This is a genomic window from Cellulomonas sp. zg-ZUI22, assembly GCF_017353535.1.
GTDB lineage: Bacteria > Actinomycetota > Actinomycetes > Actinomycetales > Cellulomonadaceae > Cellulomonas > Cellulomonas wangleii.
The window spans coordinates 474,376-500,791 of the sequence record NZ_JAFMUZ010000001.1; the positions used below are offsets into that span (position 1 = coordinate 474,376).

A 26,416-nucleotide genomic window follows, 5' to 3' on the forward strand; every position below is an offset into this window, starting at 1 on the left:
GGTCTGCCGTCAGAGCTCGCCGACGCGCGTGAGGTACCGCATCGCCATCCAGCCGAACGGGATCCGCAGCCAGAACGTCAGCAGGCGGAACAGCAGGGCGACCGTGGTGGCGACACCGGCGTTGATGCCGGTGATGGTGTAGAGGCCGAGGCCCAGCGCGGACTCGACGGTGCCGATGCCGCCGGGCGTGGGGATGACCGCGCCGGCGGTGTTGCCGGTGAGGTACACGAGCGCGACCTGCACCAGCGAGGCGTGCTGCCCCAGCGCGGCCAGCGCGGCGTCGAACGCGAGCACGTACCCCATCGTCATGAGGACGTTGCCGCCCAGCGCGAGGGCGAGCCGCCACGGCTGCCCGAGCACCTCGATGAGGCGCGGCAGGGTCTGGCGCATGGTCGGCCCCACCCGTCGCTGCACCCACGCGCGCACCTGGGGGAACAGCAGGGCGATGCCGACCAGGGCCGCGAGGACGGCGAGCGCCACCAGCATGGTCGGTGACACGGAGAACGAGGACGGCGAGTGCACGCCCGACGTCACGGTGAGGACCAGGAGCAGCAGCAGCGTGGTGATGAACTGGCTCACCTGCACCAGGGCGACCGTGGCGCCGGCGAGGGTCGTGCTGACGCCGCGGCGGGTGAGCATCCGCAGGTTGAGCGCCGCCGGTCCGATGCCCGCGGGCGCCGCGAGGGCCACGAACGTGGCGGCCGTCTGCACCAGCGTGGCGCGCCACACCGGCAGCCTCACGGGGGAGAACGCGACGAACGCGAGACCGGCCCCGAGGAGGGTCACCATGCCGAGGGCCGCTGCGAGGGCCGAGTACCTCCAGTCGCTGGCGGCCAGCACGGGGCCGATCTCCGCGACGTTGACGGCCGTGAGCACGGCGAACACCGCGACGATCGTCAGCACGATGGTGAACAGCGTGCGGGCGCCGAACCGGACGAGCTGCTCGGGGTGGACGTCGGCCTCGGGCAGGCGTGCGACGAGCGCGGAGCGCAGCTCGGCCAGCACCTCCTTGTGGGCGCGCATCTCGTCGCGGGTGCGTCGCGGCAGGGCCACGGTCTGCAGCAGCGGGCCGATGGCCTCGATGTCGCCGTCGGGCAGCACCTCGGCGGCCGAGCCGACGGCACGCTCCGCGCCGACGCGCAGGGCCAGGAGGGCGATCATCTGGGTGGTGTCCATGCGGCGCGCGAGCTCGGAGGAGGCGACGTCGCCCTGCTCCCACGCCGTCAGCCACACGCGCGGTCCCGTGGGTCCCCGCTCGACGAGGATGGCGTCGGACGTGAGCGCACGGTGGGCGATGCCCGCGGCGTGGCCGAGCTGCAGCTGGGCCCAGATGGCGTGCAGCACGTCGTCGTCGACGTCGTCGGCGTCGAGGTCGGACAGGGGCACCGCGGACCCGGTGCTCTCCTGCAGCAGGAGCATCGAGTCCTCCGCCTCGGCGATGCTCAGCAGCTGCGGGGTCCGCACGCCGGCGGCGCTCGCGGCGTAGGAGAGCAGTGCCGCGCGCTCGGTGGCCTGCCGCAGCGACAGGGCGGACCGGCCCTCCAGGCCGCGCAGGCGCAGCGAGCGCCACAGCCGGGTGATCATGCCGACCACCTGACGGTCGCCGTCGAACACCAGCAGGTCCAGGTGGCGCCCGTCGTCGGTGGTCACGTCGTAGAGCCGGTCGCCGGCGGCGCGCACGAGCGCCCGCTGGGCGGGCGTGCCCTGCGGCAGGCGGGCGAGCCCCTCGACGGTCGCGGTGGTGCGGTCGCCCAGCAGGGCAGGGTCGGGCACGCGGGTGACGGTGGCGGGCTCGACGCCGGCGCGGCGGATGCCGGCGAGGAGGGTGCGGGCGTAGGCGCGCTCGGGGTCCACGCCGCCCACGTAGCGACCCAGCAGCCCGGCGGTGCGGCCCACGAGCAGCGCCAGGCCGATCCCGGCGAGGGACACGGCCGCCGTGATGAGCACGACGCCGGTGGTCACCCACAGCAGGTTCCACGACCAGGCGACGCTGCGTCGCCGGCTGCGGGGGCCGGCGACGGTGAGCAGGGCCGTCAGCATGGCGGCGTACTCGGGGATGGTCAGCTGCCATACCCCGCCCAACCGCACGGACAGTCCGTGGCGCAGGCCCTCGGAGCCGAAGGTGTCGAACGTCCAGTACAGGGCGGCGACGAGCAGGAGCGCGCCGATCGCGGCCAGCACGGCCTGCAGCAGCTGGCGGCCGAGGCGTCGCAGGGCGAGCTCCGTCAGCACGGCGATCGGCACGACGACGGTGGTGAACCCGACGAGCACGTTGACGGGCACGAACAGGATGCGGCGCAGCAGGGTCGCGAACCCCTGGACGTCCTCGGCCACGCCCGTGGTGGTGTTCTGCGCGTACGTCGCCAGCACGACGACGAGCACGGCGATCACCGTGGACAGCGTGGCGCCGAGCAGGTCGACCGGGCGGTGCACCCGCGGGGGGCGGACGTCCAGCACGTCGACCGGTGAGCGGACGGCGCGGACCTCGCCGTCGGGCGAGGGGTCGGGGGGTGCGGCACCGGGTGCCGTGGCCGACGGTGCTGCGGACACTGGTCGGGGGTCGTCGCCGGCACCGTCCGGTGCGCGCGGCGGCGAGGTCGACATGATGGCGAGTCTAGGCAGCGTGCCGCACGGCGCTCGTCCACCTTGCGGCGGGTCCTGTGCGGCCGTCTCTCCGCCCACGGGGTCAACATGTGTTGACGTCGAACGCTGGGCGCGTCAACATATATTGACGTCAGGACGTCGACGGAGGACCACGCATGACCGAGGAGGAGGCCGACATGACCGCTCTGGTCGCCCGCGCCGAGGACGACGACCCGCTCGGCGCGCTGCTGGCGCTGTCGCGGCTGCGCCGTGAGGTCGACCGCCGCGAGGCCGTCGCCGTGCGCCGCGCCCGCGCCGCCGGCGTCCCGTGGGCGGCGATCGCCGTGATGCTCGGGGTCAGCAAGCAGGCCGTCCACCGCCGCTACGGCGGGCGGCGCCGCGAGGACTGACCGCGTCGCACGGGGCGCCCGGCGCGCCCCGTGCGGCCGACCGCGCTACCTTCGGCCCGGGGGTGCCGCCGCGTGGTCACCGACCGCGCCACCCGACCCCGGGCCGCAGGGCTCCGTGAGGAGGTCACGATGGTCGACGACGTCACCGCGCAGGTCGTGCGGACGGTGCGCAAGGTGTGGTGGCTGCCGGTCGTGCGCGGCGTGCTGCTGCTGGTGCTCGGGCTGCTGCTCATGGCCCAGCCCGCCGCGTCGCTCGAGGCGATCGTCTGGCTCTTCGGGATCTTCGCCATCGTCGACGGCGTGCTGCTGGTCGTGCAGGGACTGCTCGACCGCGGCGTCCCGGGCTGGACGTGGTGGGTGGTCGAGGGTCTCGCCGGCGTCGCCGTCGGCGCGGTCGTGGTGCTGTGGCCCGGCCCCACCGTGCGCGTGCTGTTCTTCCTGCTCGCCGCCTGGCTGCTCGTGCTCGGCATCGTCTCGATCATCGGAGCGGTGGCGCTGTCCCGCTACCGCGACCCCGGCTGGCACTGGCCGCTTGCGTTCGGGCTGGTCAGCACGCTGTTCGCGGTGCTGCTCATCGCCCGGCCGCAGGGCTCGCTCGCGGTGTTCGGCGTCCTGCTGGGCCTGTTCGCGTTCGTCGGCGGCGCCATGAACCTGGTCAGCGGGTTCGCGGTGCGGCAGATGGTCAAGGACCTCGGCCGTCCCGCGGTGCCGTGAGCCCCGCGGTGCCGTGAGCCCCGCAGCGCGGGGCGTCAGGTGACGCCGATGGCCTCGAGCCACTCCTGCGGCAGCAGCGCGTAGCCCACGAACGCGACGACGTCGAGCGCCGTGTGCGCGACGACCAGGGGCATGACGCGTCGTCGGCGCCGGTAGTACTCGGCGAAGACGACCCCCATGACCACGTTGCCGACGAACGGCCCCCACCCCTGGTACAGGTGGTACGAGCCGCGCAGCAGCGCGCTGGCGGCGATGATCGCCGGCGTCCGCCACCGCAGGTCGCGCAGGCGCTCCATGAGGTAGCCGACCGCGACGACCTCCTCGAGCAGGGCGTTCTGCAGCGCCGAGAGGATGAGCACGGGCACGGTCCACCAGGCCGCGTTGAGCGCCGCGGCCTGCACCTCGACCGTGATGCCGAGCGCGCGACCGGCCACGTAGAGGCCGAGGCCGGGGATGCCGATGAGTGCCGCGAGCCCCACGCCGATGCCCAGGTCCCGCCACGGTCGCGTGCGGTCGAGCCCGATGCGCCGCACCGCGGAGCGACCGTTGGCCGACAGCAGGTACAGCGCGAGCGCGACGGGCAGCAGCGCGAACCCGATGGACAGCAGCTGGTAGGTCAGGTCGAGGTAGGGGCGCGGCGACCGGCTGGCGTTGAGCGTGGTGGTCTGGCTCGCCAGGGGAGGGCCCGCGGTGAGCTTGGCGATGAGCGAGACGACGGCGTAGACCGCCGACTTCCCGAGCGACAGGCCCAGCACGATCCAGATCTCGGCCGTGAACCGCCGGGCGACGGCGCGCTCTCCGGGGGGTGGCGCGGCGTCGGGCAGCCCGTCGACGGCTCCGGCGGCGCTGCCGCGCCCGTCGTCCTCGCGCGCGCCCCCGCGCCCCCCGACCGCACGTCCCATGCCCGCAGGCTACGTGCCGTGCGCCCGGCCGGCCCGGCCGGCCCCGGGGTGTGTCCCGGCCCGGCCGTCCCGGCCACGCACCCGCACGAGAGCGGGTCTTGACCGCAGAGCGCCCGCAGGTGCAAAGTGGTTTGCATGACAAACTCGAACGACGACGCGCGGAGGTCCGCCGCGCCGGACGCACCCGACGACGACACCCCGCCCGACCCCCGCGAGGGGCTCGCGATCGTCGCCGCCCAGCAGCGCCGCGTGCGCGACTCCGACGTCGACGACCGCGTGCTCTTCGGCGTCTGGGGCGTCGCCTGGCTCCTGGGCTACGGCGCGCAGTGGTGGACCGCCACCACGTCGCCCACCCGCACGGCCACCGGAGTCGGCGGCCTCGTGTTCGGCGTGCTGGCGATCGCCGGGCTCGTGGTCACGCTCGTCCACGTCACGCGGGCCACCCACGGGCTCGCCGGCACCAGCCGCCAGGTCGGTGCGATGTACGGCTGGGCCTGGATGCTGGGGTTCGTCGGCCAGGGCCTGCTCGTCGCGGGCGTCGTGCGCGCCGACGCGAGCCCGGTGGTCGTCACCGTCGTCGCCAACGGGGTCGCCTGCCTGGTCGTCGGCCTGCTCTACATGGCCGGGGGCGCATTGTGGCGCGAGGTGTCGATGTACGTCCTCGGCGGCTGGATGATCGTCACCGCGGCGGCCGCCGGCCTGGTCGCCATGCCCGCCGGCTACCTCGTCATGTCGGTGGCCGGCGGCGGCGGGATGCTCGTCGGCGCGGGCCTGGCCGCGGTGCGACGGCGGCGCGCATGAGCGAGGTCGATCTCGACCCCGTCATCCACTCGGCGTCCCGGCTGCGGGTCGTCGCCACCCTCGCCGCCCTCGACCGCGGCGACCGGGTCTCCTTCCCCCGGCTGCAGAAGCTGCTCGACATGACCGCCGGGAACCTGTCCACGCACCTGCGGCGCCTCGAGGACGCCGGGTACGTCACCCAGACCAAGACGCACGTCGGCCGGACCCCGGCGACGTACGTGGAGCTGACCCCCGCCGGACGGCTCGCGTTCGAGCGGTACACGCAGACCCTCACGGAGCTGCTCAAAGGAGCGCAGGAATGAGCACCGACACCCCACCCCCCGTGCTCGTCGAGCACGTCACGCGGCGCTTCGGCGCCGTCACCGCGCTCGACGACGTCAGCCTGCGTGTCGACGCGGGCGAGATCGTCGGCCTGCTGGGCCCCAACGGCGCCGGCAAGACGACCCTGCTGTCGCTGGTCGCCGGGCTGCGCACCCCGGACGAGGGCACCGTCCGCCTCTTCGGCGCCGACCCCCGCGACCCCGCCGCGCGCACCTCGCTCGGCACCACGCCGCAGGAGACGGGCCTGCCGGAGACGCTGAAGGTCCGTGAGGTCATCGACTTCGTCGCCGGGCACTTCGCCGACCCCATGCCCCGCGACGAGGTCATGGCACGGTTCGGCCTCACCGAGCTGGCCGACCGGCAGACCGGTGCGCTGTCCGGCGGGCAGAAGCGCCGGCTCGCCGTCGGGCTGTCCCTCGTCGGCCGCCCGCGCCTCGTGCTCCTCGACGAGCCGACCACCGGCCTCGACGTCGAGGCGCGGCACGTGCTGTGGCAGGCGCTGCGCGACTACCACGCCGACGGCGCCACGGTCATCGTCACCAGCCACTACCTCGAGGAGATCGAGGCGCTGGCCCAGCGCGTCGTGGTCGTCGGGAGCGGGCGGGTGCTGGCCGACGACACCCTGCCGCACGTCCTCGACCTGGTCGCCGTCCGGCGGGTGACGCTCACCGTCGCCGGCCCGGTCGCCGGCCTCGCCGCGCTGCCGGGCGTGCACGAGGTGACCGGGACCAGCGAGGTCCCGGGAGGCACGCGGGTCACCCTCGTCGCGTCCGACGCCGACGCCGCCGTGCGCGCGCTCGTCACCGCGGGCGTGCCGTTCGCCGACCTCGAGGTGCGCGGCGCGTCCCTCGAGGAGGCCTTCCTGTCCCTCACGACGCGCGACGCCGCCGTCCCGCCCGACGCACCCGCGCCGGTCGCCGCGGCCGCCGCGCCCGCCCTCCCGGAGGTGGCCCGATGAGCACGACGACCCGCGCGGCCGTGCCGGCCCCGGCGCTGCGCCCCTGGGCGTCGCTCGCGTGGCTGCACACCCGCTACCAGTTCCTCGAGACCGTGCGCGTGCCGCTCGCGGTCATCGGCAACATGCTCTTCCCCGGCCTGGCGCTGCTGTTCTTCGTCGTGCCGCAGGGCGCGATCATGGCCGACCCCCTGGCGTCGACCGCGGCGATCGCGCAGCTCGGGACCTTCGCCATCATGTCGGCCTGCATGTTCACGCACGGCGCGGGCGTCGCGGAGGACCGGGCGCAGCCGTTCGACACGTTCGTCCGCACGCTGCCCGCGCGGCCCGGCCCGCGGCTCGCCGGGCGCGTCCTCAACGGGCTGCTGTGGGCGTACCTCGCGCTCGTGCCGCTGGTGCTCATCGGGGTGCTGCTCACGTCGGCGACGCTGACGCCCGCGCGCGCGCTCGGTGCCGTGGCCATGGTCGCGGGCGTCGCGGTGCCGTTCACGCTGCTCGGCATGGCGATCGGGTTCTCCATGTCGACCAAGGCGGCGCTGGCCGTCACGCAGTGCGTGCTGTTCCCGCTCGCGTTCGCCGGCGGGGTCTTCATGCCGCCCGAGGTCTTCCCCGGCTGGCTCGACGCGATCTCGCAGGCCCTGCCGTCGCGGGCCGCGCGCGACCTCATCGTGCAGGTCACCACGGGTGTCGAGGGCAGCCCGGCGGCGCTGCCGGTGCTGCTCGCCTGGACGGCCGTCCTCGCGGCGCTCGCCGTCGCCGCCGTCCGCTCGGACGAGGGGCGTCGTTTCCGCTGACGGCTGCCGCGCCGACGCCCCTCGCCCGGGGCGTCGGCGCCGCGTCACGGCGTCGAGCGCGGCCGCCCGCGGCGCGGCGGGGCGCCGGCCGCGTCCGGCATGCGTCCGGCGTCCTGCAGCGCGCGGCGCAGCAGCAGGTCGATCTGCGCGTTGACGCTGCGCAGGTCGTCCGCGGCCCACTTGGCCAGCGCGTCGTGCACCGCGGGGTCGAGCCGCAGCAGCACCTGGCGCCGCTCGCGACGGGCCGGACGCGCGCCGTCGTCGCCCCCCACCCCGGGTGGGCCAGGGGCCGGTCCGGCCCCGGTCGGCGCAGCCCTCTGCTCGCCGTCCGGGGCCTCGCGCCCCTGCGCCCCCGCGGGCTCGTCGACCGTCACGCGTAGAGCGACCCGGTGTTGATGACGGGTGTCGCGCGGGACTCGCCGCACAGCACGACCAGCAGGTTGGACACCATCGCGGCCCGGCGGTCGTCGTCCAGCGTGACCAGACCGTCCGCCTCGAGCCGACCCAGTGCGCCCTCGACCATCGACACCGCACCCTCGACGATGCGCTCGCGGGCGGCGATGATCGCGCCTGCCTGCTGGCGCTGCAGCATGGCCTGGGCGATCTCCGGGGCGTACGCGAGGTTGGAGATGCGCGCCTCGATGACCTCGAGGCCGGCGATGACGACGCGGGCCGCGACCTCGGCCGCGATCTCCGCGGAGACGACGTCGGTGGCACCGCGCAGCGAGTTCTCGCCGTCGTCCGCGTGGTCGTACGGGTGCGACATCGCGACGTGGCGCAGCGCGGACTCGGACTGCACGCGCACGAAGTCGGCGTAGTCCTCGACCGCGAACGTGGCCTTGGCGGTGTCGGCGACCTGCCAGACGACGATGGCCGCGATGTTGATCGGGTTGCCGTCCGCGTCGTTGACCTTGAGCTCGTTGGTCTCGAAGTTGCGCACGCGCACCGACACGTTCTTGCGGAACGTCAGCGGCACGGTGAGGACGAGGCCGGTGCGCCGGATGGTGCCGATGTAGCGGCCGAAGAACTGCACCACGCGGGTCTGCCCGGGGCTGATGACGGCGATGGAGGTGAGCAGCACCACCCCGAGGACGAGGGTGGCGATGCCCAGGACGCCGTACCAGTTCTGCCCGGTGATGTCGGCGACGATGAACAGCGGGATCGAGGCGGCGAGCCCGGTCAGTGCCAGCAGGGCCACGAACGCCGCCGGGCCGGGGCCGAGCGCCCAGGCGTCGCGCTCGACGACGTCCACCCGGGCGCCGTCGTGCCCGACCGGGCGACCGCTCGGGTCCCCCCCGACGGAGTCCTGCGGCGGTGCGGTGTCGGGCATGGTGACCTCCAGGGGACGACGAAGCGCTGATGCGCTATCAAAGTGATAGCACTTTACCACCGGACCGCCCGCCGTGGGGTCTCTCGGGGCGCCCGGTCAGGCGAACCGGCGCAGCCGCAGCGAGTTGGTCACCACCAGGACCGACGAGAACGCCATGGCGGCGCCCGCGATCATGGGGTTGAGCAGGCCGAGGGCAGCGAGCGGGATCGCCGCGACGTTGTACGCGAACGCCCAGAACAGGTTCTGCCGGATGATCCGCAGCGTGCGCCGCGACAGCCGGATCGCCTGCGGCGCCGACGCGAGGTCCCCGCGCACCAGCGTGAGGTCCGCCGCCTCGATGGCGACGTCCGTGCCGGTGCCCATGGCCAGCCCCAGGTCGGCCGTGGCGAGGGCCGCGGCGTCGTTGACGCCGTCACCGACCATCGCGACGCGCGCGCCGCCGGCCTGCAGCCGCTCGACCGCCGCGACCTTCTCGTCCGGGAGCACCCGCGCGACGACGTCCTCCTCGGCGATGCCGACCGCACGGGCCGTCGCCAGGGCAGCGCCCCGGTTGTCGCCCGTCAGCAGCACCGGGCGCAGGCCGAGCGCACGCAGGTCGCGCACGGCCTGCACCGACGTCGGCTTCACCGGGTCCCGCAGCACCAGGACACCGCGGGCGCGGCCGTCCCACGCGGCGACGACCGCCGTCGCACCGTCCGCCTCCGCCGCGGCGACCGCGTCGGCCACCTCCGCGGTGCGCACGCCCTGCTCGTCGAGCCAGCCGAGCCGGCCCACCAGCACGCGGCGCGCGAGCCCGACCCCGCTGTGCGCGGTGCGGACCACGCCGCTGACGCCGCGGCCGGCGTCGGCGCGGAACTCCCGCACCTCGTCGGCCCCGACGGCCACGCCGTCGGCACCCACGGTGTCGGCACCCACCGTGTCCCCGGCCACCTCCCCGGTCACCCCGGCGGGGGCGTCCGCGATCGCCCGGGCGATCGGGTGCTCCGCGAGCCGCTCGACGGCGGCGGCGAGCCGACGGACCTCGGCCGCCTCCTCACCCGCCGCGGGCACGACGTCGACCAGGGCCATGCGGCCGGCCGTGACCGTGCCCGTCTTGTCGAGCACGACGGTGTCGACGCGCCGCGTCTGCTCGAGGATCTCCGGACCCTTGATGAGGATGCCGAGCTGCGCGCCGCGCCCCGTGCCGACCAGCAGGGCGGTCGGCGTGGCCAGCCCCAGGGCGCAGGGGCACGCGATGATCAGCACGGCGACCGCCGCGGTGAACGCCGCCTGCACGCCGCCGCCGGTCGCGAGCCACACGAGCAGCGTGCCCACGGCGATGACCAGCACGACGGGCACGAAGACGGCCGAGATCCGGTCGGCCAGCCGCTGCACGGGCGCCTTGCCGGTCTGCGCGTGCGCGACCAGCCGCCCGATCTGCGCCAGCCGGGTCTCCTCGCCCACGCGCGTGGCCCGGACCACCAGGTGGCCGGACGTGTTGACGGTCGCGCCGGTGACCTCGTCGCCCGGCCCGACGTCGACGGGCACGGGCTCACCGGTCAGCAGCGACGTGTCGACCGCGCTGCTGCCGGACACCACGACGCCGTCCGTGGCGACCTTCTCGCCCGGGCGCACGGCGAACTCGTCGCCGACGCCCAGGGTGCCGACCGGCACGCGGCGCTCGACGCGCCGCCCGTCCGGGCCGGTGACCAGCAGCGCGACGTCCTTCGCGCCCAGGTCGAGCAGCGCGCGCAGCGCGTCGCCCGCCCGGCGCCGCGACCGGTGCTCGGCGTACCGGCCGGCCAGCAGGAACGTGGTGACGACGGCCGCGACCTCGAAGTAGAGCTCCGGCATGCCCCCGCCGTGGCCCGCGTCGGCGGCGGGGAACAGCGTCGGGGTCATGCGCGTCCCGAGCTCGCCCGCGCCGCCCAGCAGCAGCGCCCACAGCGACCAGGCGGTCGCCGCGACGACACCGATGGACACGAGCGTGTCCATGGTCGACGCCCCGTGGCGTGCGGCGCGGTAGGCCGCCCGGTGGAACGGCCAGGCCGCCCACGTGGCCACCGGCAGCGCGAGGGCCGCGACCAGCCACTGCCAGCCGCGGAACTGCGTCGCGGGGACCATGCTCAGCACGAGGACGGGCACGGTCAGCACCGCGGCCACGCGCAGCCGGCGGCGCAGGTCCGCCCCGCGGGTGTCGTCCGGCGCGGAGGTGTCGTCGTCGGGGTCGTGCTCCGTGCCGGCGTGCTGCATGCCGGACAGGGCGTGCGCGACCTCGTCGTGGCCTGCGTGGTCGCTGTGCTCGGGGTGGTCCGCGTGCTCGCCGGACGGGTGGCCGGTGCCGCCGTGCGTCGTGCCCGGCCGCACCACGGGGTGGGCGTCGTACCCGGCCGCGCGCACGGCGGCGACCAGGTCGTCGACGGTCGGCGCCGGGGCGTCGTCCGTCGGTGCGACGTCGACGTGCGCGGTCTCCAGGGCGAGGTTCACCGTCGCGCTGGCACCCGGCACGCGGTTGAGCCGCTTCTCCACGCGCGCGACGCACGACGCGCACGTCATTCCCTCGATCGCCAGGTCGATGGCGGCGGCCGCGACGCCGTCGGGCGCAGCGGGCCCCCGGGCCGCGGGAGCACTCACAGCAGCGACCGGGTGGGTGTGACGGCGTACCCGGCCTCGGCCACGGCGGCGTCCACCGCCGCGGGGTCGAGCGGTGCGTCGGACGTGACGGTCACGGGGGACGAGCCGCCGGTGACGAGCTCGACGTCGACGCCCGTGACGCCGGGCAGCGCGGACAGCTCCTCGGTCACGGCGTTCACGCAGTGCCCGCACGTCATGCCGTCGACCCGGAAGGTGGTGGTGCTCATGGTGGTGCTCCTTCGACCTCGGTGGTCCGGTGCGGCGGGGGCCCGCGCGGGTGTGCGGCGAGCGACCGGGCGGCCGGTGGGATGGGGCCGTCCGTCCTGGTGGGGTGACGGGCGGCCGGGGGCTTCAGCTGCGGACGAGCCGTGCGATGGCGGCGGACGCCTCGCGGACCTTGGCGGCGCCCTCCTCGGGGGACTGGCGGGCCGCGTCGACGACGCAGTGGCTCAGGTGGTCCTCGACCAGGCCGATGCCCACGGCCTGCAGGGCCTTGGTCACCGCCGCGATCTGCGTGAGGACGTCGATGCAGTACACGTCCTCGTCGACCATGCGGGCGATCCCGCGCACCTGGCCCTCGACGCGGCGCAGCCGGCGCAGGTACTCGTCCTTGGCGGGCGTGTACCCGTGCACCGGTGACCCGGTCTCCCCGGGGGTCGCGGGTGCGTCGACGTCCGCGGGGTGCGGGGCCGTGGGGGCCGTCGCCTGCGTGTCGGTCGGTGTCGTCGTCACGTGCACCCCAACACGGTACCCCTGGGGGGTATTCCCGTCGGGTCCGTCCCGCCGACGGCACGCCCGCCGACCGCTCTCACCCGACCGCGCGACCGGTGCTGCCCCGCCCGGCCGCCGTCCCGGGGGAGAATCGCGCCATGCGGGTCTCGGCGAAGGCGGACTATGCGGTGCGGGCGTGCGCCGAGCTGGCGAGCAGGCCGGGCGGTGAGTCCGTCACGAGCGACGCGCTCGCCGCGGGCCAGGACATCCCCACCAGCTTCCTCGAGCGGATCATGGGCGACCTGCGCCGCGGCGGCATCGTGACGAGCGTGCGCGGGCGGGCCGGTGGCTACCTGCTGGCGCGGCCGGCCGAGGAGATCACGCTCGCGGACGTCATCCGGGCCGTCGACGGCCCGTTGGTCACGGTGCGTGACGTGCGTCCCCCGGGGCTGACGTACGAGGGCTCGGCGACCGCGCTGCTCGAGGTCTGGGTCGCGCTGCGGACCTCGGTGCGCGACGTGCTCGACGTCGTGACGCTGGCCGACGTGGTGCGCCGCGACCTGCCCGAGTCGGTCCACCGGCTCGCCGCCCGTGAGGACGCCTGGCAGAACCCCTGACGGGGCCCTGGGCAGAATGCTGCCCGACGCGACGTCCGCGCTCCGAGACGTCGTCTCGCGATGCGGATGGGTCTTGTAACCCGAGCACTCGGGTCGGAATTATCGGGCTGGTACGCAGCACGTCCGATAGGTCCGATCCCACCCCGGCGCTCCGCCGGGCCGCTCCCGAGGTGGTCCCCGTGCCCGCGATCGTCCTGCTCGCCCTCGTCGGGCTCGCCGCCCAGCTCGTCGACGGAAGCCTGGGCATGGCCTACGGCGTGACGTCCACGACGCTGCTGCTGGCCATCGGCACCAACCCGGCCGCCGCGTCCGCGACGGTCCACCTCGCCGAGATCGGCACGACGCTCGCGTCGGGCGTCTCGCACTGGAAGTTCGGCAACGTCGACTGGAAGGTCGTCCTGCGGGTTGGCGTACCCGGTGCGATCGGGGCGTTCGCCGGGGCGACGGTCCTGTCGAACCTGTCCACCGACGCCGCCAAGCCGGTGATGTCCCTGATCCTGCTCGGCCTCGGCGTCTACCTGCTCGTCCGGTTCACGCTCAAGGGCCTGCGCACCGACCGCCTGCACCTGCCCCTGCGCTCGCGGTTCCTCGCGCCGCTCGGGCTGGTCGCCGGCTTCGTCGACGCGACCGGCGGCGGCGGCTGGGGGCCGGTCGGCACGCCCGCGCTGCTCGCCAGCGGCCGGCTCGAGCCGCGCAAGGTGGTCGGGTCGATCGACACCTCGGAGTTCCTCGTCGCGATCGCCGCGAGCCTCGGCTTCCTGCTCGCCATCGGCTCGCAGGGCATCGACTTCACGTGGGTCGCCGCGCTGCTCGTCGGTGGGCTCATCGCCGCACCCCTCGCCGCGTGGCTGGTCCGCAAGGTCCCGGGCCGCGTGCTCGGGTCCGCGGTCGGCGGCGTCATCGTCCTGACCAACACCCGCACGCTGCTGCGCTCCGACTGGGTCGGCGTGGGCGACACCCCGACCGAGCGCCTCGTGCTCGGCGCGATCGCGCTCGTGTGGATCGCCGCGATCACGTGGTCGGTCCGGGCGTACCGCCACGACCTGGCCGCCGGGCGCGGTGACGTCGTCGCGGTGGACCACGGCGCGGCCGGGCCGGGCACCGAGCCGGCGAGTGTCGAGCCCGCCCTCGCCGCGGCCGACGCCGACCCGGCGCCGCCGACCCGCTGACCTCGTCCCACCGTCGCCGGTGCACACGCCGGACGGACCCGCCACGAGACCGGGCTCAGGTCGCTCATCGACTGCGGTGAGCGACCTGAGCCCGGTCTCGTGCGTCCCGGGGCCTGAGGACGTGGACGCCTCAGCGCGGGTGGGTCACTCCGGACGGTCGGCGGTGGCCGCGGCCTGTGCCGCCGCCGGCAGCGCCTCCAGCACGCGGTCCAGCACCGACTCGTCGTGCGCGGCCGAGACGAACCACGCCTCGAACGCCGACGGGGGAGCCAGCACGCCCGCGTCGAGCAGCGCGTGGAAGAACGGTGCGTACCGCCAGTGCTCCGACGCCTGGACCGCGGCGTAGTCGCGCGCGCCCTCGGTCGCGGCCCGCTCGCCGAACACGATGCTGAACAGGCTGCCCGCCCACTGCAGGGCGTGCGGCACACCGGCCTCGGCCAGTGCGCCCGTCACGGCCCGGCGCAGGTGCGCGGACGCGGCGTCGACCCGCGCGTACACCTCGGCGTCGGCCAGCCGCAGCGTCGCCAGGCCGGCCGTGGTGGCCACCGGGTTCCCCGAGAGGGTCCCGGCCTGGTAGACGGGCCCGAGCGGCGCGAGCTGCTCCATGATGTCCGCGCGTCCGGCGACCGCGGCCACGGGCAGCCCGCCGCCGATGACCTTGCCGAACGTCAGCAGGTCCGGCGCCCACTGCTCGGAGGCACCCTCCAGGCCCCACCAGCCGGCACGGCCGACACGGAACCCGGTGAGCACCTCGTCCTGGATCATCACGGCGTCGTGGTGCTGGGTGATGCGGCGCAGCTCACGGTTGAAGCCGGGCAGCGGCGGGACGACGCCCATGTTGGCCGGCGCGGCCTCGGTGATGACGGCGGCGATGGACGACCCGTGCTCGTCGAAGGCGGCCTGCAGGGCCTCGAGGTCGTTGTAGGGCACGACGATCGTCTCCGCCGCGACCGCGGCGGTGACGCCCGCGGACCCGGGCAGCGCGAGCGTCGCGACGCCCGAGCCGGCCTGCGCGAGCAGCGCGTCCACGTGCCCGTGGTAGCAGCCGGCGAACTTCACGACCTTGTCGCGGCCCGTCCACGCGCGCGCCAGGCGCAGCGCCGTCATCGTCGCCTCGGTGCCGGTCGAGACCAGCCGCACCCGCTCCGCCACCGGCACGCGGTCACGGATCTCGTCGACCAGCTCGACCTCGGTCGTCGTCGGGGCGCCGAAGCCCAGACCGCGCGCGGCCGCCTGCTGCACCGCCTCGACCACCTGCGGGTGCGCGTGGCCGACGAGCGCCGGCCCCCACGACCCGACGAGGTCCACGTAGTCGCGGCCCTCCACGTCCGTCACGTACGCACCGCGCGCCGAGGCCAGGAACCGCGGCGTGCCGCCGACGGACCCGAACGCGCGCACGGGCGAGTTCACCCCGCCGGGGATCACCGCCGTGGCGTGCGCGAACGCCTCCGTGCTGCTGGCGGTCCAGGTCGGGCCGTCCGCGGGGGCGGGACCACCTGCGACGTCGTCCTCCACCTGCGTCATCACCGCTCCTCTGCCAGCCAGCCGGCCAGCTCCGTCGCCCAGTACGTCAGGACGGCATCGGCACCGGCCCGGCGGATGCTGAGCACGGACTCCGTGACAGCACCCCGACGGCCGATCCACCCCTGCGCGGACGCCGCCTCGATCATCGCGTACTCGCCGGACACCTGGTACGCCCATACGGGCACCGTCGCCGTCGCCGCGACGTCCGCGAGCACGTCGAGGTAGGACATCGCGGGCTTCACCATGACGACGTCCGCGCCCTCGGCGATGTCGGTGGCGACCTCGCGCGCCGCCTCGCGGCGGTTGGCGGGGTCCATCTGGTACGTGCGGCGGTCACCGTCGAGCTGCGACTCGACGGCCTCGCGGAACGGCCCGTAGAACGCGGACGCGTACTTCGCCGCGTAGGCCAGCACGGCCACCTCGTGGTGCCCGGCGGTGTCCAGCGCGTCACGCACGGCCGCGGTCTGGCCGTCCATCATGCCGCTGAGCCCGAGCAGGTGGGCGCCCGCCTCGGCCTGCGCGAGCGCCATCGCGGCGTACCGCTCGAGCGTCGCGTCGTTGTCGACGACCCCCTGCGGGGTCAGCACGCCGCAGTGCCCGTGGTCGGTGAACTCGTCCAGGCACAGGTCCGCCTGCACGACCAGGGCGTCACCGACCTCCGCCACGACGTCGGCGATCGCGACGTTGAGCACGCCGTCCGGGTCCGTGGCGCCCGTGCCGAGCGCATCGCGGTGCGCGGGGACGCCGAAGAGCATGACGCCGCCCAGGCCCGCCTCGGCCGCGCGGGTCGCCTCGCGGCGCAGCGAGTCGCGCGTGTGCTGCTGCACGCCCGGCATCGAGGTGATCGGCCGCGGGGCGTCGAGACCCTCGCGGACGAACAGCGGCAGCACGAGGTCGGCCGGGTGCAGGCGGGTCTGCGCGGTCAGCCGACGCATCGCCGGCGTGCGGCGGGTCCGGCGGGGACGCAGCCGGCCGGGGGTGGGGGTCGTCACGGGGTGTCCTCCGTGGGGGTGACGGGTGCGGACGGGGGGACGGCGCCGGGCGTCGCGCCGGTGCCCACCACGTGGCGGGTGAGCGCGTCGACGAGGCCGGCGAGGGTCTGCTGGTCCGCGACCGCGTCGACGCGCAGCCCGCGGCGGCGGGCCTCGTCGGCGGTGCTGGGGCCGATGACGACGACGCGGGTGGCGGGCGGCGGCGTGCCGAGGTGGTCGAGCAGGGCCCGCACGCTGCTGGCGGACGTGAGCAGGGCCGCGTGGACGTCGCCGTCGGCCCAGGCGCGCGCGACGGCCGCGTCGGGCGGACCGGCGGGGGTGGTCCGGTACACGACGAGGTCGTCGACGGCCCACCCCGCGGCCCGCAGCCCGTCCGCCAGCGTGCCGGCGGCCAGGTCCCCGCGGGGGAACAGGACGCGGGGGCCGGTCGGGGCGTCACCGGGGCGCAGCGGCGGTGCGCCGGCGGCCGCGGCCAGCAGCGCGACGACCAGGTCCGCCGCGGTGGAGCGCACCGGGGGGACGACGTCGACGCGCACGCCCAGGGCCCGCAGCGCGCGCGCCGTGCCCGGGCCCACCGCGGCGACCCGGGCGCCGCCGCGCGCGACCAGGGCCGCGAGACCGTCGTCGTGGGCGGCGGCGCGGTCGGCCAGCACGGCGACGGCGGCCTGGCTGGTCACCGCGAGCCACGGGTACCAGCCGGCGCCGAGGGCGAGCAGGGCGTCGTCGAGGGGGCCCTGGTCGTCGACGGGTTGCGTGCGGACGAGGGGGACGACCACGGGCTCGGCGCCCGCGGCGCGCAGCGCGATCGCCGCCGGGCTGACGGCGGGGGCGAGCGCGTCGGGGGTGTCCGGGTGGCCCGCGGCGGACGCACCGGCCGCAGGGGCGGGGTCGAGCGGGGGCCGGGGGACCAGCACGCGCCACCCGTCGAGGGCACCGGCGGCGGCCGCACCCCTCGGCGCGTCGGCCGCGGGGCGGGCCGGGGTCGGGCCGTCGGCCGTCATCGCACCGGGCCGAGGGGTGCGAGGTCGGTGGCGCCGGCGTCCAGGAGGTCCTCGGCCAGCCGCCGACCGAGGGCGTCGGCCGCCGCGTCGTCGTCGGCCGGGCCGCGGGCGGCGAGGCGCAGGACGCGCGAGCCGTCGGGTGCGGCCACGACGGCGTCGAGCACGAGGGTGCCCGTCGTCTCGTCGAGCCGTCCCCAGGCGCCGATGGGTGCGGCGCACCCGGCCTCCAGGCGCGCCAGCACGGCGCGCTCGGCGACGACCGCCCGGCGGGTGGGGGTGTGGTCCAGCGCACGCAGCGCGGCGGCCAGCGCGGTGTCGCCGCCGGCGTCCGCGGCCCGGACCTCCACGGCCAGCGCGCCCTGCCCCGGCGCGGGCGCCAGGACGTCGGGATCGAGGGTCTCGCTCACGGCGTCGAGGCGTCCGAGCCGCGCCAGCCCGGCCGCGGCCAGGACCACCGCGTCGAGGTCGCCGCGGGGTGCGTCGGTGGCGACGCCGGGGTGCGGCGCCTCGGCGCCGATGTGCGCGCCGGTGGCGTGGGTGGTCGGGTCGAGCCCGCGGACGCGCCCCAGCCGGGTGCCGACGTTGCCGCGGATGTCGACCACGTCGAGGTCGGGGCGCAGCGCACGCAGCTGCGCGGCGCGCCGCGGGGACCCGGTGCCCACGCGCGCACCCGCCGGCAGCGTCGCCAGCGTGAGGCCGTCGCGGGCGCACAGGGCGTCGCGCGGGTCTTGCCGCGGGGGGACCGCGGCGATGACCAGCCCGTCCGCGGGGACCGTGGGCAGGTCCTTGAGCGAGTGCACGGCCACGTCGCAGCGGCCGTCGAGCAGCGCGTCGCGCAGGGCGGTGACGAAGACGCCGGTGCCGCCGATGGTGGCCAGGGACGCGCGGACGCGGTCGCCCTGGGTGCGCACGCGCACCGTCTCGACGGCGAGGCCGCCGAGGGCGGCGAGCGCGTCGGCGACGTGACCCGTCTGCGTGAGGGCCAGGGCGCTCGCGCGCGTGCCGACACGGACCTGCTGAGGCATGCGCCCAGTGTCGTCGTCGCGCGTGCGGATGTCGAAATGGCGAGCTCGTCGGTGCCCCTCCGCAGGTCCCCGTGGAATTCCGTACCGGCGCCGTTCTGACAATGCGTCAGAACGTTTCCGAGGTGCCGCTCAGAATGTGACTCACGCCATTTCTCCGCGCTATTTCTGACAGGTCGTCATCACGCCGCGTCCGGTGGGGTGGGGGTCGACGGCGAGGGGTCGGTGCCGTCCACGACGGCGTCGTCCTCGACGCCCGTCGGCGGCTCGGTCGGTGGCTCGGTCGGCGGCTCCGGCGACGGTTCGGTCGACGGCTCGACCGGCGCCTCCGCCAGCAGCGCGGCCGCCGCGGCGCGCGCGTCCGGGACCACCGACGCCAGCCCGTTGCCCGCCGCCCACGCACCGCACACGGCGACGCCCGGCATGCCCGCCGCGGCCGCCCGCACCGCGGCGACCGCCGCCCGGTGCGCGGCGCTCGGCCGGGGCAGCGACTGCGTCCACCGCACCACCGCCGACCCGCGCAGCTGCGCGCGACCCAGGGGCACGCCGAGCAGGGTCGTGGCGTCGCGCAGCGCGAGGTCCACCAGGGCGGGGCCGTCCGGCAGCGCGTCCCGGTCCGGCGTCGTCGCCCCGTGGTCCCGGCCGTCCGCGCCGTCGGCCGGCGTGCCGCCCGCACGGCCGTAGGACAGGCGCACCACGTGCCGGCCCGGCCCGGCGGCGTCGGCCACCCAGGCCCACTTGGCCGTCGCGTGGGTCAGCGCCTTGGCCCGCACGTCGTCCACGCCCGGCCCCACCAGCACCCCGGTGCCGCGCGGTGCGGCGTCCAGCGCGGGCGCGTCGAGCACCAGCGTGACCAGGGTGACGGGGGCGCCGTCGTCGAGCCGCACGTCCCGCAGGTCGGCCCCGTCCAGCCCGTCCAGCACGCGCGCGGCACCGGGCGTCGCGACCACCAGGCGCTGGGTGCGCAGGTCGCGTGACGGCCGGGGCGGGCGGTGCCGGTCCTGCGTCCCGACGACCAGCGTGCCGTCCGCCGCCCGCGTCACCGACTCCGCGCGCGTGCCGGTGAGCACCACGCCGCCGTGCGCGGTCACGTCGGCGACCAGCGCGTCGACCAGGCGGTGCACCCCGCCGGCGACGCCCTCGACCGCGCTGCCGGCCGGCGCGGACGCCCGCAGGCGACGCACCGCACGTGCCAGCGAGCCCCCGGCGGCGGCCCGGGCCTCGCGCAGACCCGGTGCGGCCGCGTCGACGGCCAGGTCGTCCGGGTCGGCAGCGTGCACGCCGCCGACCACGGGGTGCACCAGCCGCGTCACCACGGCGCGACCCATGCGCGCGCGCACGAGCCCGCCCAGGGTCGTGGCCCGCGCCCCCACCCGTGCCGGCAGCACCAGGTCCAGCGCCGCCCGCAGCGCCCCGGCCGTCCCCAGCGTCCGCCGCACGTCGGGCGTCAGCGGGTACGCGGGGACGCCCAGCAGACCCGTGCGCGGCAGTGGCCCGTCACCGCTGGTCAGGTGCGTCCACGCGCCGCGCGGCTCGGGTGCGACGACGTCCTCGGCGAGCCCCAGGTCGGCGAGCAGCGCCGCCACGGAGCCGTTGCGGGTCGCGTAGGACTCGGCGCCCGCGTCGAGCCGCAGCCCGGCGACGTCGTGCCCGCGGACCGCGCCGCCGGGGGTGTCACGCTCGTCGAGGACGAGCGTGCGCAGCCCCGCGCGCGTCAGCTCACGCGCCGCCACCAGGCCCGCGACACCGGCCCCGACGACGACGGCCTCCCACGCCGGCGCCCCCGTGAGCGGCCCCGACCCGCCGTCGGTCACAGCGAGTGGACCAGCTGCACGAGCCGCGTCAGCACGGTCGGGTCGGTGTCCGGCGGCACGCCGTGGCCCAGGTTCACCACGTGCGCGGGCGCGGCGGTCCCGCGGCGCACCACGTCCCGCACGTGCGCCTCGAGGACCTCCCAGGGCGCCGCCAGCAGGGCCGGGTCGACGTTGCCCTGCAGCGGTGTGCGACCGCCGAGCCGCGCCGAGGCCTCGTCGAGCGGCACCCGGTAGTCGACGCCCATGACGTCCGCACCGGCGTCCCGCATGGCGACGAGCAGCTCGCCGGTCCCGACGCCGAAGTGCACCGTGCGCACCCCCAGCGCACCGGCCTGCGCCAGCACCCGCGCCGACGCGGGAGCGCAGTGCGCCGTGTAGTCGGCCAGGGTGAGGGCACCGGCCCAGGAGTCGAAGAGCTGCGCGGCGCTCGCCCCGGCGGTGACCTGGGCTGCGACGAACGCACCGGTGACCTCGGCCGTCCAGTCCATCAGCGCGGCCCACGCGGCGGGGTCGGCGTGCATGAGGCGCCGTGCCGCCAGGTGGTCGCGCGACGGGCCGCCCTCGACCAGGTACGCCGCCAGCGTGAACGGCGCCCCGGCGAACCCGACCAGCGGGGTGCTGCCCAGCTGGGACACCGTCCGCGCCACGCCCTCGGCGACCGGTGCCACGCGCTCGGCGTCCAGCGGGCCCAGGTCGCGCAGGCGGGCGACGTCGTCCACGGTGCGCACGGGCGAGGCGATGACCGGGCCCGTGCCGGGCACGATCTCGACGTCCACGCCGACCAGGCGCAGGGGCACCACGATGTCGGAGAAGAACACGGCGGCGTCGACGCCGTGGCGGCGCACGGGCTGCAGGGTGATCTCGGCGGCCAGGTCCGGGTCCAGGCACGCGTCGAGCATCGCGACGCCCGCGCGGGACTCGCGGTACTCCGGCAGGGACCGTCCCGCCTGGCGCATGAACCACACGGGCGGGCGCTCCGGGCGGTCCCCGGAATAGGCGCGCACGAGTGCGGAACCGGAGGTGCGGCCGTCGACGAGAGGATGGTGTGGGGGAAGACTCACGTGATCGATTGTGCCGGACATTTCTGAGGATGATTCAATCGGTTCCCGTGGTGCTCCTGTCGCTCGTCGCGAGCCACCACGACCTCGACCTGACCGTCCTGGAGCGTCTGCAGTCCGACGTCCACGCGGTCGGGCGTGAGCTCGTCGCCGCGACCAACGCCGTGTCCGGTGCCGTCGTGCTCGCGACGTGCAACCGGTTCGAGCTGTACCTGGACGTCGACGACACCGCCCACACCTCCCGTGCCCGTCGCGCCGTCGCGCAGGCGGTGGCCGCGCGGTCCGGGTACGACGTCGACGAGGTCGTCGAGCACCTGCGCCCGCTGGTCGGGGCCGACGCCGGGGAGCACCTGTTCGCGGTCGCGTCCGGCCTGGAGTCGATGGTGGTGGGGGAGCGGGAGATCGCCGGGCAGGTGCGGCGCGCGCTGACCACGGCCCGCAGCGACGGCACGACGACGTCGACGCTCGAGGCGCTGTTCCAGGCGGCGTCCCGCGCCTCACGGGCCGTCGAGGCCACCACCGGCCTCGGGTCGACCGGACGCTCGGTGGTCGGGGTCGCGCTCGACCTGGCCGCCGCCACCCTGCCGCAGGGCGACGACGGTGCGGACTGGGCGGCCGTGCGCTGCGTGCTCGTGGGCACCGGCTCCTACGCCGGGGCGAGCCTGGCTGCCCTGAAGGCCCGCGGCGTGCACGACGTGCGCGTGTACTCCCCGAGCGGCCGCGCGGGGCCGTTCGCGTCGGCGCGCGGTGTCGCGGCGCTGCCCGCCGGTGCCGACCTGCGCGACGAGCTGGCGCGCACCGACCTCGTCGTGGCGTGCTCGGGTGCCGCCGGCCCCGTGCTGGGTGTCGAGGCGCTGGCCGAGGCGCGCCGGGGCGTGACGCACCCGCTCACCGTGGTCGACCTGGCGCTGCGGCACGACGTGGACCCGGACGTCCGGTCGCTGCCGGGTGTCGCGCTGGTCTCGCTGCAGTCGGTGGCCGAGCACGCACCCGCCGAGCACGCGGCGCTCGGCCGTGCGCGCGAGGTGGTGCTGCAGGCGGCCCGGGACTTCGAGGCGGACCGCCGTGTGCGCGAGTGGGACCCGGCCGTGGTGGCCCAGCGCACCCGGGTGCTCGGGGGCCTGGAGGCCGCGCTCGACGCCCTGCCGCCGCAGGACCGCGACGAGGCCCGCGCACGGTCGCTGCGTCGGCGCACCCGCGCCGCGCTGCACGGGCCCACGGTCGCGGCGCGCACCGCCGCGCGCGAGGGTGACGCCGCGGGGTACGCCCGCGCGCTGGCCGACCTCGCGGCCGTGCCGGTCCCGCAGGTGCCGTCCGCCTGACCGCGCGGGCACCGTCGCGTCGGTCCCGGCTCCTCACGTCCCGGCCCCGCGCGCGCTGCCACCGAACCCGCCGTAGCGTCGTCGGCGCACCATCCCCGACCCGCAGGAGGAGACGGCATGGCCACGATCGACGAGACGATCGACGTCGACGTCCCGGTCCGCACGGCGTACGACCAGTGGACGCAGTTCGAGGAGTTCCCGCACTTCATGGACGGCGTCAAGGAGGTCAAGCAGATCAGCGACACGCTGACGCGCTGGGTCACCGACATCCAGGGGGTCGAGCGTGAGTTCGACGCGGCGATCCGTGAGCAGCAGCCGGACGTGGTCGTCGCGTGGAGCAGCATCGACGGCACGACGCACTCCGGCCGTGTGACCTTCGAGCCCCTCGGGCCCGGGTCCACGCGGATCACGACGCACATCGAGTGGGAGCCGGGCTCGTTCAAGGAGAAGATCGGCGCCGCGGTGGGTGCCGACGACCGGCAGGTGAAGAAGGACCTGCACCGGTTCAAGGAGTTCATCGAGTCGCGCCGCACCGAGACCGGTGCGTGGCGCGGCGAGGTCGAGGGCGGGACCCCGGTCGACCGCGGCACCGCTGCGACCGGTGGCACCGCGTTCCCGGGCGGCACCCCGGTCGAGGGCGGCACGACGACTCCCTGACCTGCGCCGACGGCCCGGTCGCCCGCCCGGGCGGCCGGGCCGTCGTGCTGTCGGCGCGGCGCGATCCGTCCCGGTCGGGCAGCGACCGGGCCGCGATCGGGCCGGGCCGTGTCAGTGCACCGTGCCCTCGGTGATCGCCCGCAGGGCCGCCACGTGCGCGGAGAACGCGCGCCGGCCGGCCGGTGTGAGGCGCAGCCACGCCAGCCTGCGGGCGTCGTCGCGGCTCGCGGACGCGGCCTTGCGCACCTCCGCGTAGCCGGCCTCGGTGAGCACCTTGAGGTGCTTGGACAAGGTCGCGTCCGAGACCCCCACGGCGTCGCGGACGACGGAGAACTCGACCTGCTCGGCGGCCGCGAGCAGCCCGCACACCCGCAGCCGCACGGGCGCGTGCACGATCTCGTCGAACCGTGCGGCGGCGGCGGTCCCGGGACCGGCGGGCTCGCGCTCAGCGGACACGGGCGAGCCGCTCCTGCGCGATCCTGTCGAGACGACGCCCGAGCAGGAAGGTCAGGGCGCCGGCGGCGAGCACCGGCAGCGCGACCCAGGGGTGCAGGTCGGCCGCCACGAGCCCGAACGACGTGCTGAGCAGCACGAGCAGGGCACCGATCAGCACGGCGAGCGTCCCACCGGCCGCCACCCCGCCCCCGGCCGGGCGCACGAGCCGGCGCTGCCGCAGGGCGGTGACCAGCACGAGGGCGCCGGCGAGGAGCGGGGTGAGCAGCCCGCTGCGGCGGTCGCCCAGCAGCGGCGCCGCGACGAACACGGCGGCCAGCCCGGCCATGCCGGTGAGGTACCACGTCGGGGTCGTCACGTGCGGCGCGAGCGCGGTCCGGTCGGCGTCGAGGTGGGCGAGCAGCTCCTCGGCGCCGCGGGCGTCCGGGACCGGCGAGTGAGTTTCCATGTCGGAAACCCTACTCGGACTTTCCATGATGGCAAGACACTCGCCCATGCGGCGGCGCGGGCCGGGCGCCGCCCGCGCTCAGGCGCGCAGCTGCTGCGTGAGGGCCTCGGCGTCGGTGGTCGGCCGCTCGCACACGAACCCTCGGCAGACGTACGCCGCCGGGCGCCCGTCGACGAGCGGCCGGTCGCGCAGCAGCGCGGGCGCGTCGGGGTCGAGGTGCGCGGGGTCGCCGAGCGTGACCACCAGCCCGGGTGCGGGTGCCGTGAGCGCCACCCGGTGCAGCGTGCGGGCGGCCGGGTCGTCGGGCGGGCCGACGACGGCGACCTCGCGGGGGCCGTCGAGCAGCGCCTCGGCCGTCGCCAGCGCCCAGCCCGCCGCCTGCGGGTAGCGCCCGGCCAGCCCCAGCGGTGCGCGCAGCGCGGCGAGCGCCGCTTCCCGCAGGGTCAGGTCGCCGGTGAGCGCGCCGAGGGCGACGAGCACCGCGGCGGCCGCCGCGGCACCGGACGGGGTCGGGCCGTCGGTCGGGTCCTGGGGGCGCATCAGCGCGCCGAGCACGGAGTCGGTCTCGTCGTCGGCGGTGTCGAACAGCGCGCCGTCGGCGTCCCGGAAGTGGGCGAGCACCGTGGTCGTCAGGCGGTGCGCGCGGGCCGTCCACCCGTGCTCGCCGGTCACGGCGGCGAGCACGAGGTACCCGTCGGCCACGTCGGCGTAGTCCTCCAGGACGCCCGGCGCGTGGCCGGCGGTCCCGCCGCGCGAGGTCCGCACGAGCCGGTCCCCACCGGCGGGGTCGGTCCGCGTGTGGACGTCCGCGAGCAGCTGCGCGCAGTCCCGCGCCGCCGCCACCAGGTCGGGGCGGTCGAGCAGCGCGCCGGCCTCGGCCAGCGCGGCGACGGCCAGTCCGTTCCACGCGGTGACCACCTTGTCGTCGCGCGCGGGCCACGGTCGCGCGGCACGTGCGCGGCGGAGCCGGTCGCGCACGGCCGCGTACCGTGCGGCGTCGTCGGGGGCGCGCCGCAGCTGCAGCACCGACGCCCCGTGCTCGAAGGTCCCGTCGCGCGTCACGCCCAGCACGTCCGCCGCCCACGCGCCGTCGTCGTCGCCCAGCACGTCGCGCAGCTGCTGCGGCGTCCACGCGTAGAAGGCGCCCTCGCGGCCCTCGCTGTCGGCGTCGAGCGCGGACGCGAAGCCGCCCTCGGGAGTGCGCAGGTCCGCCAGCAGCCAGGCCGCGGTCTGCGTGGCGACGCGGCGGTACGTCGGCTCGCCGGTCAGGCGCCACGCGTGCAGGTACGCCCGCAGCAGCAGCGCGTTGTCGTACAGCATCTTCTCGAAGTGCGGGACGGTCCACGTCGCGTCCACCGAGTACCGCGCGAACCCGCCGGCCAGCTGGTCGTACATCCCGCCGCCGGCCATCGCGTCGAGCGTGCCGCGGGCCATGGCCAGCGCGTCGGCGTCCCCCGTGCGGGCGTGGTGCCGCAGCAGCCACTCGAGCGTCGTGGACGGCGGGAACTTCGGTGCCCCCCCGAACCCGCCGTGGTGCTCGTCGAAGGACGCGCCCAGCGCACCCAGCGCCCGGGCGGTGACGCGCTCGTCGACGTCATCTGCCGTCGGGGTGCTCCCGTCGGTCGGAGGGCGGCGTGCCAGCACACCGGCGATCGACGACGCGCTGCCGACGACCTCGTCGCGGCGGGTGGTCCACGCGGCGGCCAGCGCGGCCAGCACCTCCGGGAACGACGGCACCTGCCCCAACCGACGCGGCGGGAAGTACGTGCCGCAGTAGAAGGGCTTGCCGTCGGGCGTGGTGAACACGGTCATGGGCCACCCGCCGGAGCCGGTCATGGCCTGGGTGGCGGTCATGTAGACCGCGTCGACGTCGGGCCGCTCCTCGCGGTCCACCTTCACGCACACGAAGTGCTCGTTCATGAAGGCCGCGGTCGCCGGGTCCTCGAACGACTCGTGCGCCATGACGTGGCACCAGTGGCACGCGGCGTACCCGACGGAGACCAGCAGCGGGACGTCCCGCCGGCGGGCCTCGGCGAACGCGTCGTCGCCCCACTCCCACCAGTCGACGGGGTTGTCGGCGTGCTGCAGCAGGTACGGGCTGCTGGCGGTGGCGAGGCGGTTGGGCACGGCTCCAGCCTGGGGCAGGCGGTGGGGGCGTGCGACCGGGGGGCACGAAAAAGCGCACCGGGCCTGGTCGGGGGGGAG

26 protein-coding genes are annotated in these 26,416 nt (G+C 76.2%); 10 read left to right on the forward strand and 16 right to left on the reverse strand.

What is annotated here, in order from left to right; genetic code table 11:
- Nucleotides 1-9: 9 nt before the first annotated feature.
- Nucleotides 10-2,604: a lysylphosphatidylglycerol synthase transmembrane domain-containing protein gene (locus tag J1G43_RS02225; RefSeq protein WP_207377869.1), complete on the reverse strand. Its 2,595-nt coding sequence runs from the start codon at nt 2,602-2,604 to the stop codon at nt 10-12.
- A gap of 155 nt (nt 2,605-2,759) precedes the next feature.
- On the opposite strand from J1G43_RS02225, the gene J1G43_RS02230 reads away from it, so the two are divergent.
- Nucleotides 2,760-2,993, forward strand: coding sequence for a hypothetical protein (locus tag J1G43_RS02230; protein WP_242635187.1), 234 nt, complete (start codon nt 2,760-2,762; stop codon nt 2,991-2,993).
- 129 nt (nt 2,994-3,122) lie between these two features.
- Nucleotides 3,123-3,707: an HdeD family acid-resistance protein gene (locus J1G43_RS02235; RefSeq protein WP_207339932.1), complete on the forward strand. Its 585-nt coding sequence runs from the start codon at nt 3,123-3,125 to the stop codon at nt 3,705-3,707.
- A gap of 35 nt (nt 3,708-3,742) precedes the next feature.
- Here J1G43_RS02235 and J1G43_RS02240 read toward each other — a convergent pair whose 3' ends face one another.
- Nucleotides 3,743-4,609: a CPBP family intramembrane glutamic endopeptidase gene (locus tag J1G43_RS02240; protein WP_207377870.1), complete on the reverse strand. Its 867-nt coding sequence runs from the start codon at nt 4,607-4,609 to the stop codon at nt 3,743-3,745.
- 135 nt (nt 4,610-4,744) lie between these two features.
- Between J1G43_RS02240 and J1G43_RS02245 the strand changes: the two genes are divergently transcribed.
- From J1G43_RS02245 to J1G43_RS02260, 4 genes are read left to right on the forward strand one after another with little or no spacing between them, the layout of a single operon-like run.
- Nucleotides 4,745-5,410, forward strand: a complete 666-nt coding sequence (locus J1G43_RS02245) for a hypothetical protein (RefSeq protein ID WP_207339792.1) — start codon at nt 4,745-4,747, stop codon at nt 5,408-5,410.
- A complete protein-coding gene (locus J1G43_RS02250) occupies nt 5,407-5,712 on the forward strand; it encodes a transcriptional regulator (RefSeq protein ID WP_207339791.1) in 306 nt (101 codons plus the stop codon). Before J1G43_RS02245 ends, J1G43_RS02250 begins: the two co-directional genes overlap by 4 nt.
- Nucleotides 5,709-6,689, forward strand: coding sequence for an ABC transporter ATP-binding protein (locus J1G43_RS02255; RefSeq protein ID WP_207377871.1), 981 nt, complete (start codon nt 5,709-5,711; stop codon nt 6,687-6,689). The genes J1G43_RS02250 and J1G43_RS02255 overlap by 4 nt, the downstream gene beginning before the upstream one ends.
- Nucleotides 6,686-7,480, forward strand: coding sequence for an ABC transporter permease (locus J1G43_RS02260; RefSeq protein ID WP_207339789.1), 795 nt, complete (start codon nt 6,686-6,688; stop codon nt 7,478-7,480). The genes J1G43_RS02255 and J1G43_RS02260 overlap by 4 nt, the downstream gene beginning before the upstream one ends.
- Nucleotides 7,481-7,524: 44 nt before the next feature.
- On the opposite strand, the gene J1G43_RS02265 is transcribed toward J1G43_RS02260, so the two are convergent.
- The 5 genes from J1G43_RS02265 to J1G43_RS02285 form a co-directional block, all read right to left on the reverse strand.
- Nucleotides 7,525-7,854, reverse strand: coding sequence for a hypothetical protein (locus J1G43_RS02265; RefSeq protein WP_207800104.1), 330 nt, complete (start codon nt 7,852-7,854; stop codon nt 7,525-7,527).
- Entirely contained in the window at nt 7,851-8,810 is a 960-nt protein-coding gene (locus J1G43_RS02270) for an SPFH domain-containing protein (protein ID WP_207339788.1), read from the reverse strand. The genes J1G43_RS02265 and J1G43_RS02270 overlap by 4 nt, the downstream gene beginning before the upstream one ends.
- Before the next feature lie 96 nt (nt 8,811-8,906).
- Nucleotides 8,907-11,423, reverse strand: a complete 2,517-nt coding sequence (locus J1G43_RS02275) for a heavy metal translocating P-type ATPase (protein ID WP_307859452.1) — start codon at nt 11,421-11,423, stop codon at nt 8,907-8,909.
- Nucleotides 11,420-11,650, reverse strand: coding sequence for a heavy-metal-associated domain-containing protein (locus J1G43_RS02280; RefSeq protein WP_207339787.1), 231 nt, complete (start codon nt 11,648-11,650; stop codon nt 11,420-11,422). The genes J1G43_RS02275 and J1G43_RS02280 overlap by 4 nt, the downstream gene beginning before the upstream one ends.
- Nucleotides 11,651-11,774: 124 nt before the next feature.
- Entirely contained in the window at nt 11,775-12,155 is a 381-nt protein-coding gene (locus J1G43_RS02285) for a metal-sensitive transcriptional regulator (protein WP_372434861.1), read from the reverse strand.
- A gap of 137 nt (nt 12,156-12,292) precedes the next feature.
- On the opposite strand from J1G43_RS02285, the gene J1G43_RS02290 reads away from it, so the two are divergent.
- Complete coding sequence (locus tag J1G43_RS02290; RefSeq protein ID WP_207339786.1) at nt 12,293-12,751, forward strand: Rrf2 family transcriptional regulator; 459 nt, start codon at nt 12,293-12,295, stop codon at nt 12,749-12,751.
- 179 nt (nt 12,752-12,930) lie between these two features.
- Nucleotides 12,931-13,920, forward strand: coding sequence for a sulfite exporter TauE/SafE family protein (locus J1G43_RS02295; RefSeq protein ID WP_207369807.1), 990 nt, complete (start codon nt 12,931-12,933; stop codon nt 13,918-13,920).
- Between the two features lie 144 nt (nt 13,921-14,064).
- On the opposite strand, the gene hemL is transcribed toward J1G43_RS02295, so the two are convergent.
- The 6 genes from hemL to hemE all read right to left on the reverse strand — a co-directional run bounded on the left by hemL (nt 14,065) and on the right by hemE (nt 21,355).
- The gene (gene hemL / locus J1G43_RS02300; RefSeq protein WP_207339784.1) at nt 14,065-15,444 is read right to left on the reverse strand and encodes a glutamate-1-semialdehyde 2,1-aminomutase; all 1,380 of its coding nucleotides are present in this window, start codon (nt 15,442-15,444) and stop codon (nt 14,065-14,067) included.
- Nucleotides 15,444-16,436, reverse strand: a complete 993-nt coding sequence (gene hemB, locus J1G43_RS02305; RefSeq protein WP_207339783.1) for a porphobilinogen synthase — start codon at nt 16,434-16,436, stop codon at nt 15,444-15,446. The genes hemL and hemB overlap by 1 nt, the downstream gene beginning before the upstream one ends.
- Nucleotides 16,433-17,437: a uroporphyrinogen-III synthase gene (locus J1G43_RS02310; RefSeq protein WP_207339782.1), complete on the reverse strand. Its 1,005-nt coding sequence runs from the start codon at nt 17,435-17,437 to the stop codon at nt 16,433-16,435. Before J1G43_RS02310 ends, hemB begins: the two co-directional genes overlap by 4 nt.
- Nucleotides 17,434-18,462, reverse strand: a complete 1,029-nt coding sequence (gene hemC / locus J1G43_RS02315) for a hydroxymethylbilane synthase (RefSeq protein ID WP_207339781.1) — start codon at nt 18,460-18,462, stop codon at nt 17,434-17,436. Before hemC ends, J1G43_RS02310 begins: the two co-directional genes overlap by 4 nt.
- A gap of 179 nt (nt 18,463-18,641) precedes the next feature.
- Nucleotides 18,642-20,273, reverse strand: coding sequence for an FAD-dependent oxidoreductase (locus tag J1G43_RS02320; RefSeq protein WP_307859453.1), 1,632 nt, complete (start codon nt 20,271-20,273; stop codon nt 18,642-18,644).
- Nucleotides 20,270-21,355: a uroporphyrinogen decarboxylase gene (gene hemE, locus J1G43_RS02325; protein WP_207339779.1), complete on the reverse strand. Its 1,086-nt coding sequence runs from the start codon at nt 21,353-21,355 to the stop codon at nt 20,270-20,272. The genes J1G43_RS02320 and hemE overlap by 4 nt, the downstream gene beginning before the upstream one ends.
- A 26-nt stretch (nt 21,356-21,381) precedes the next feature.
- Here hemE and J1G43_RS02330 point away from each other — a divergent pair, with 26 nt between their 5' ends.
- Both J1G43_RS02330 and J1G43_RS02335 read left to right on the forward strand, forming a co-directional pair.
- Complete coding sequence (locus tag J1G43_RS02330; RefSeq protein WP_207339928.1) at nt 21,382-22,653, forward strand: glutamyl-tRNA reductase; 1,272 nt, start codon at nt 21,382-21,384, stop codon at nt 22,651-22,653.
- Nucleotides 22,654-22,770: 117 nt separating this feature from the next.
- Nucleotides 22,771-23,310, forward strand: coding sequence for an SRPBCC family protein (locus J1G43_RS02335; RefSeq protein ID WP_207377872.1), 540 nt, complete (start codon nt 22,771-22,773; stop codon nt 23,308-23,310).
- 111 nt (nt 23,311-23,421) lie between these two features.
- On the opposite strand, the gene J1G43_RS02340 is transcribed toward J1G43_RS02335, so the two are convergent.
- The 3 genes from J1G43_RS02340 to J1G43_RS02350 all read right to left on the reverse strand — a co-directional run bounded on the left by J1G43_RS02340 (nt 23,422) and on the right by J1G43_RS02350 (nt 26,338).
- Nucleotides 23,422-23,766: a transcriptional regulator gene (locus J1G43_RS02340; protein WP_207377873.1), complete on the reverse strand. Its 345-nt coding sequence runs from the start codon at nt 23,764-23,766 to the stop codon at nt 23,422-23,424.
- Complete coding sequence (locus J1G43_RS02345) at nt 23,756-24,211, reverse strand: hypothetical protein (RefSeq protein ID WP_207377874.1); 456 nt, start codon at nt 24,209-24,211, stop codon at nt 23,756-23,758. The genes J1G43_RS02340 and J1G43_RS02345 overlap by 11 nt, the downstream gene beginning before the upstream one ends.
- 78 nt (nt 24,212-24,289) lie before the next feature.
- Complete coding sequence (locus J1G43_RS02350) at nt 24,290-26,338, reverse strand: thioredoxin domain-containing protein (protein ID WP_207377875.1); 2,049 nt, start codon at nt 26,336-26,338, stop codon at nt 24,290-24,292.
- Between the last annotated feature and the right edge of the window lie 78 nt (nt 26,339-26,416).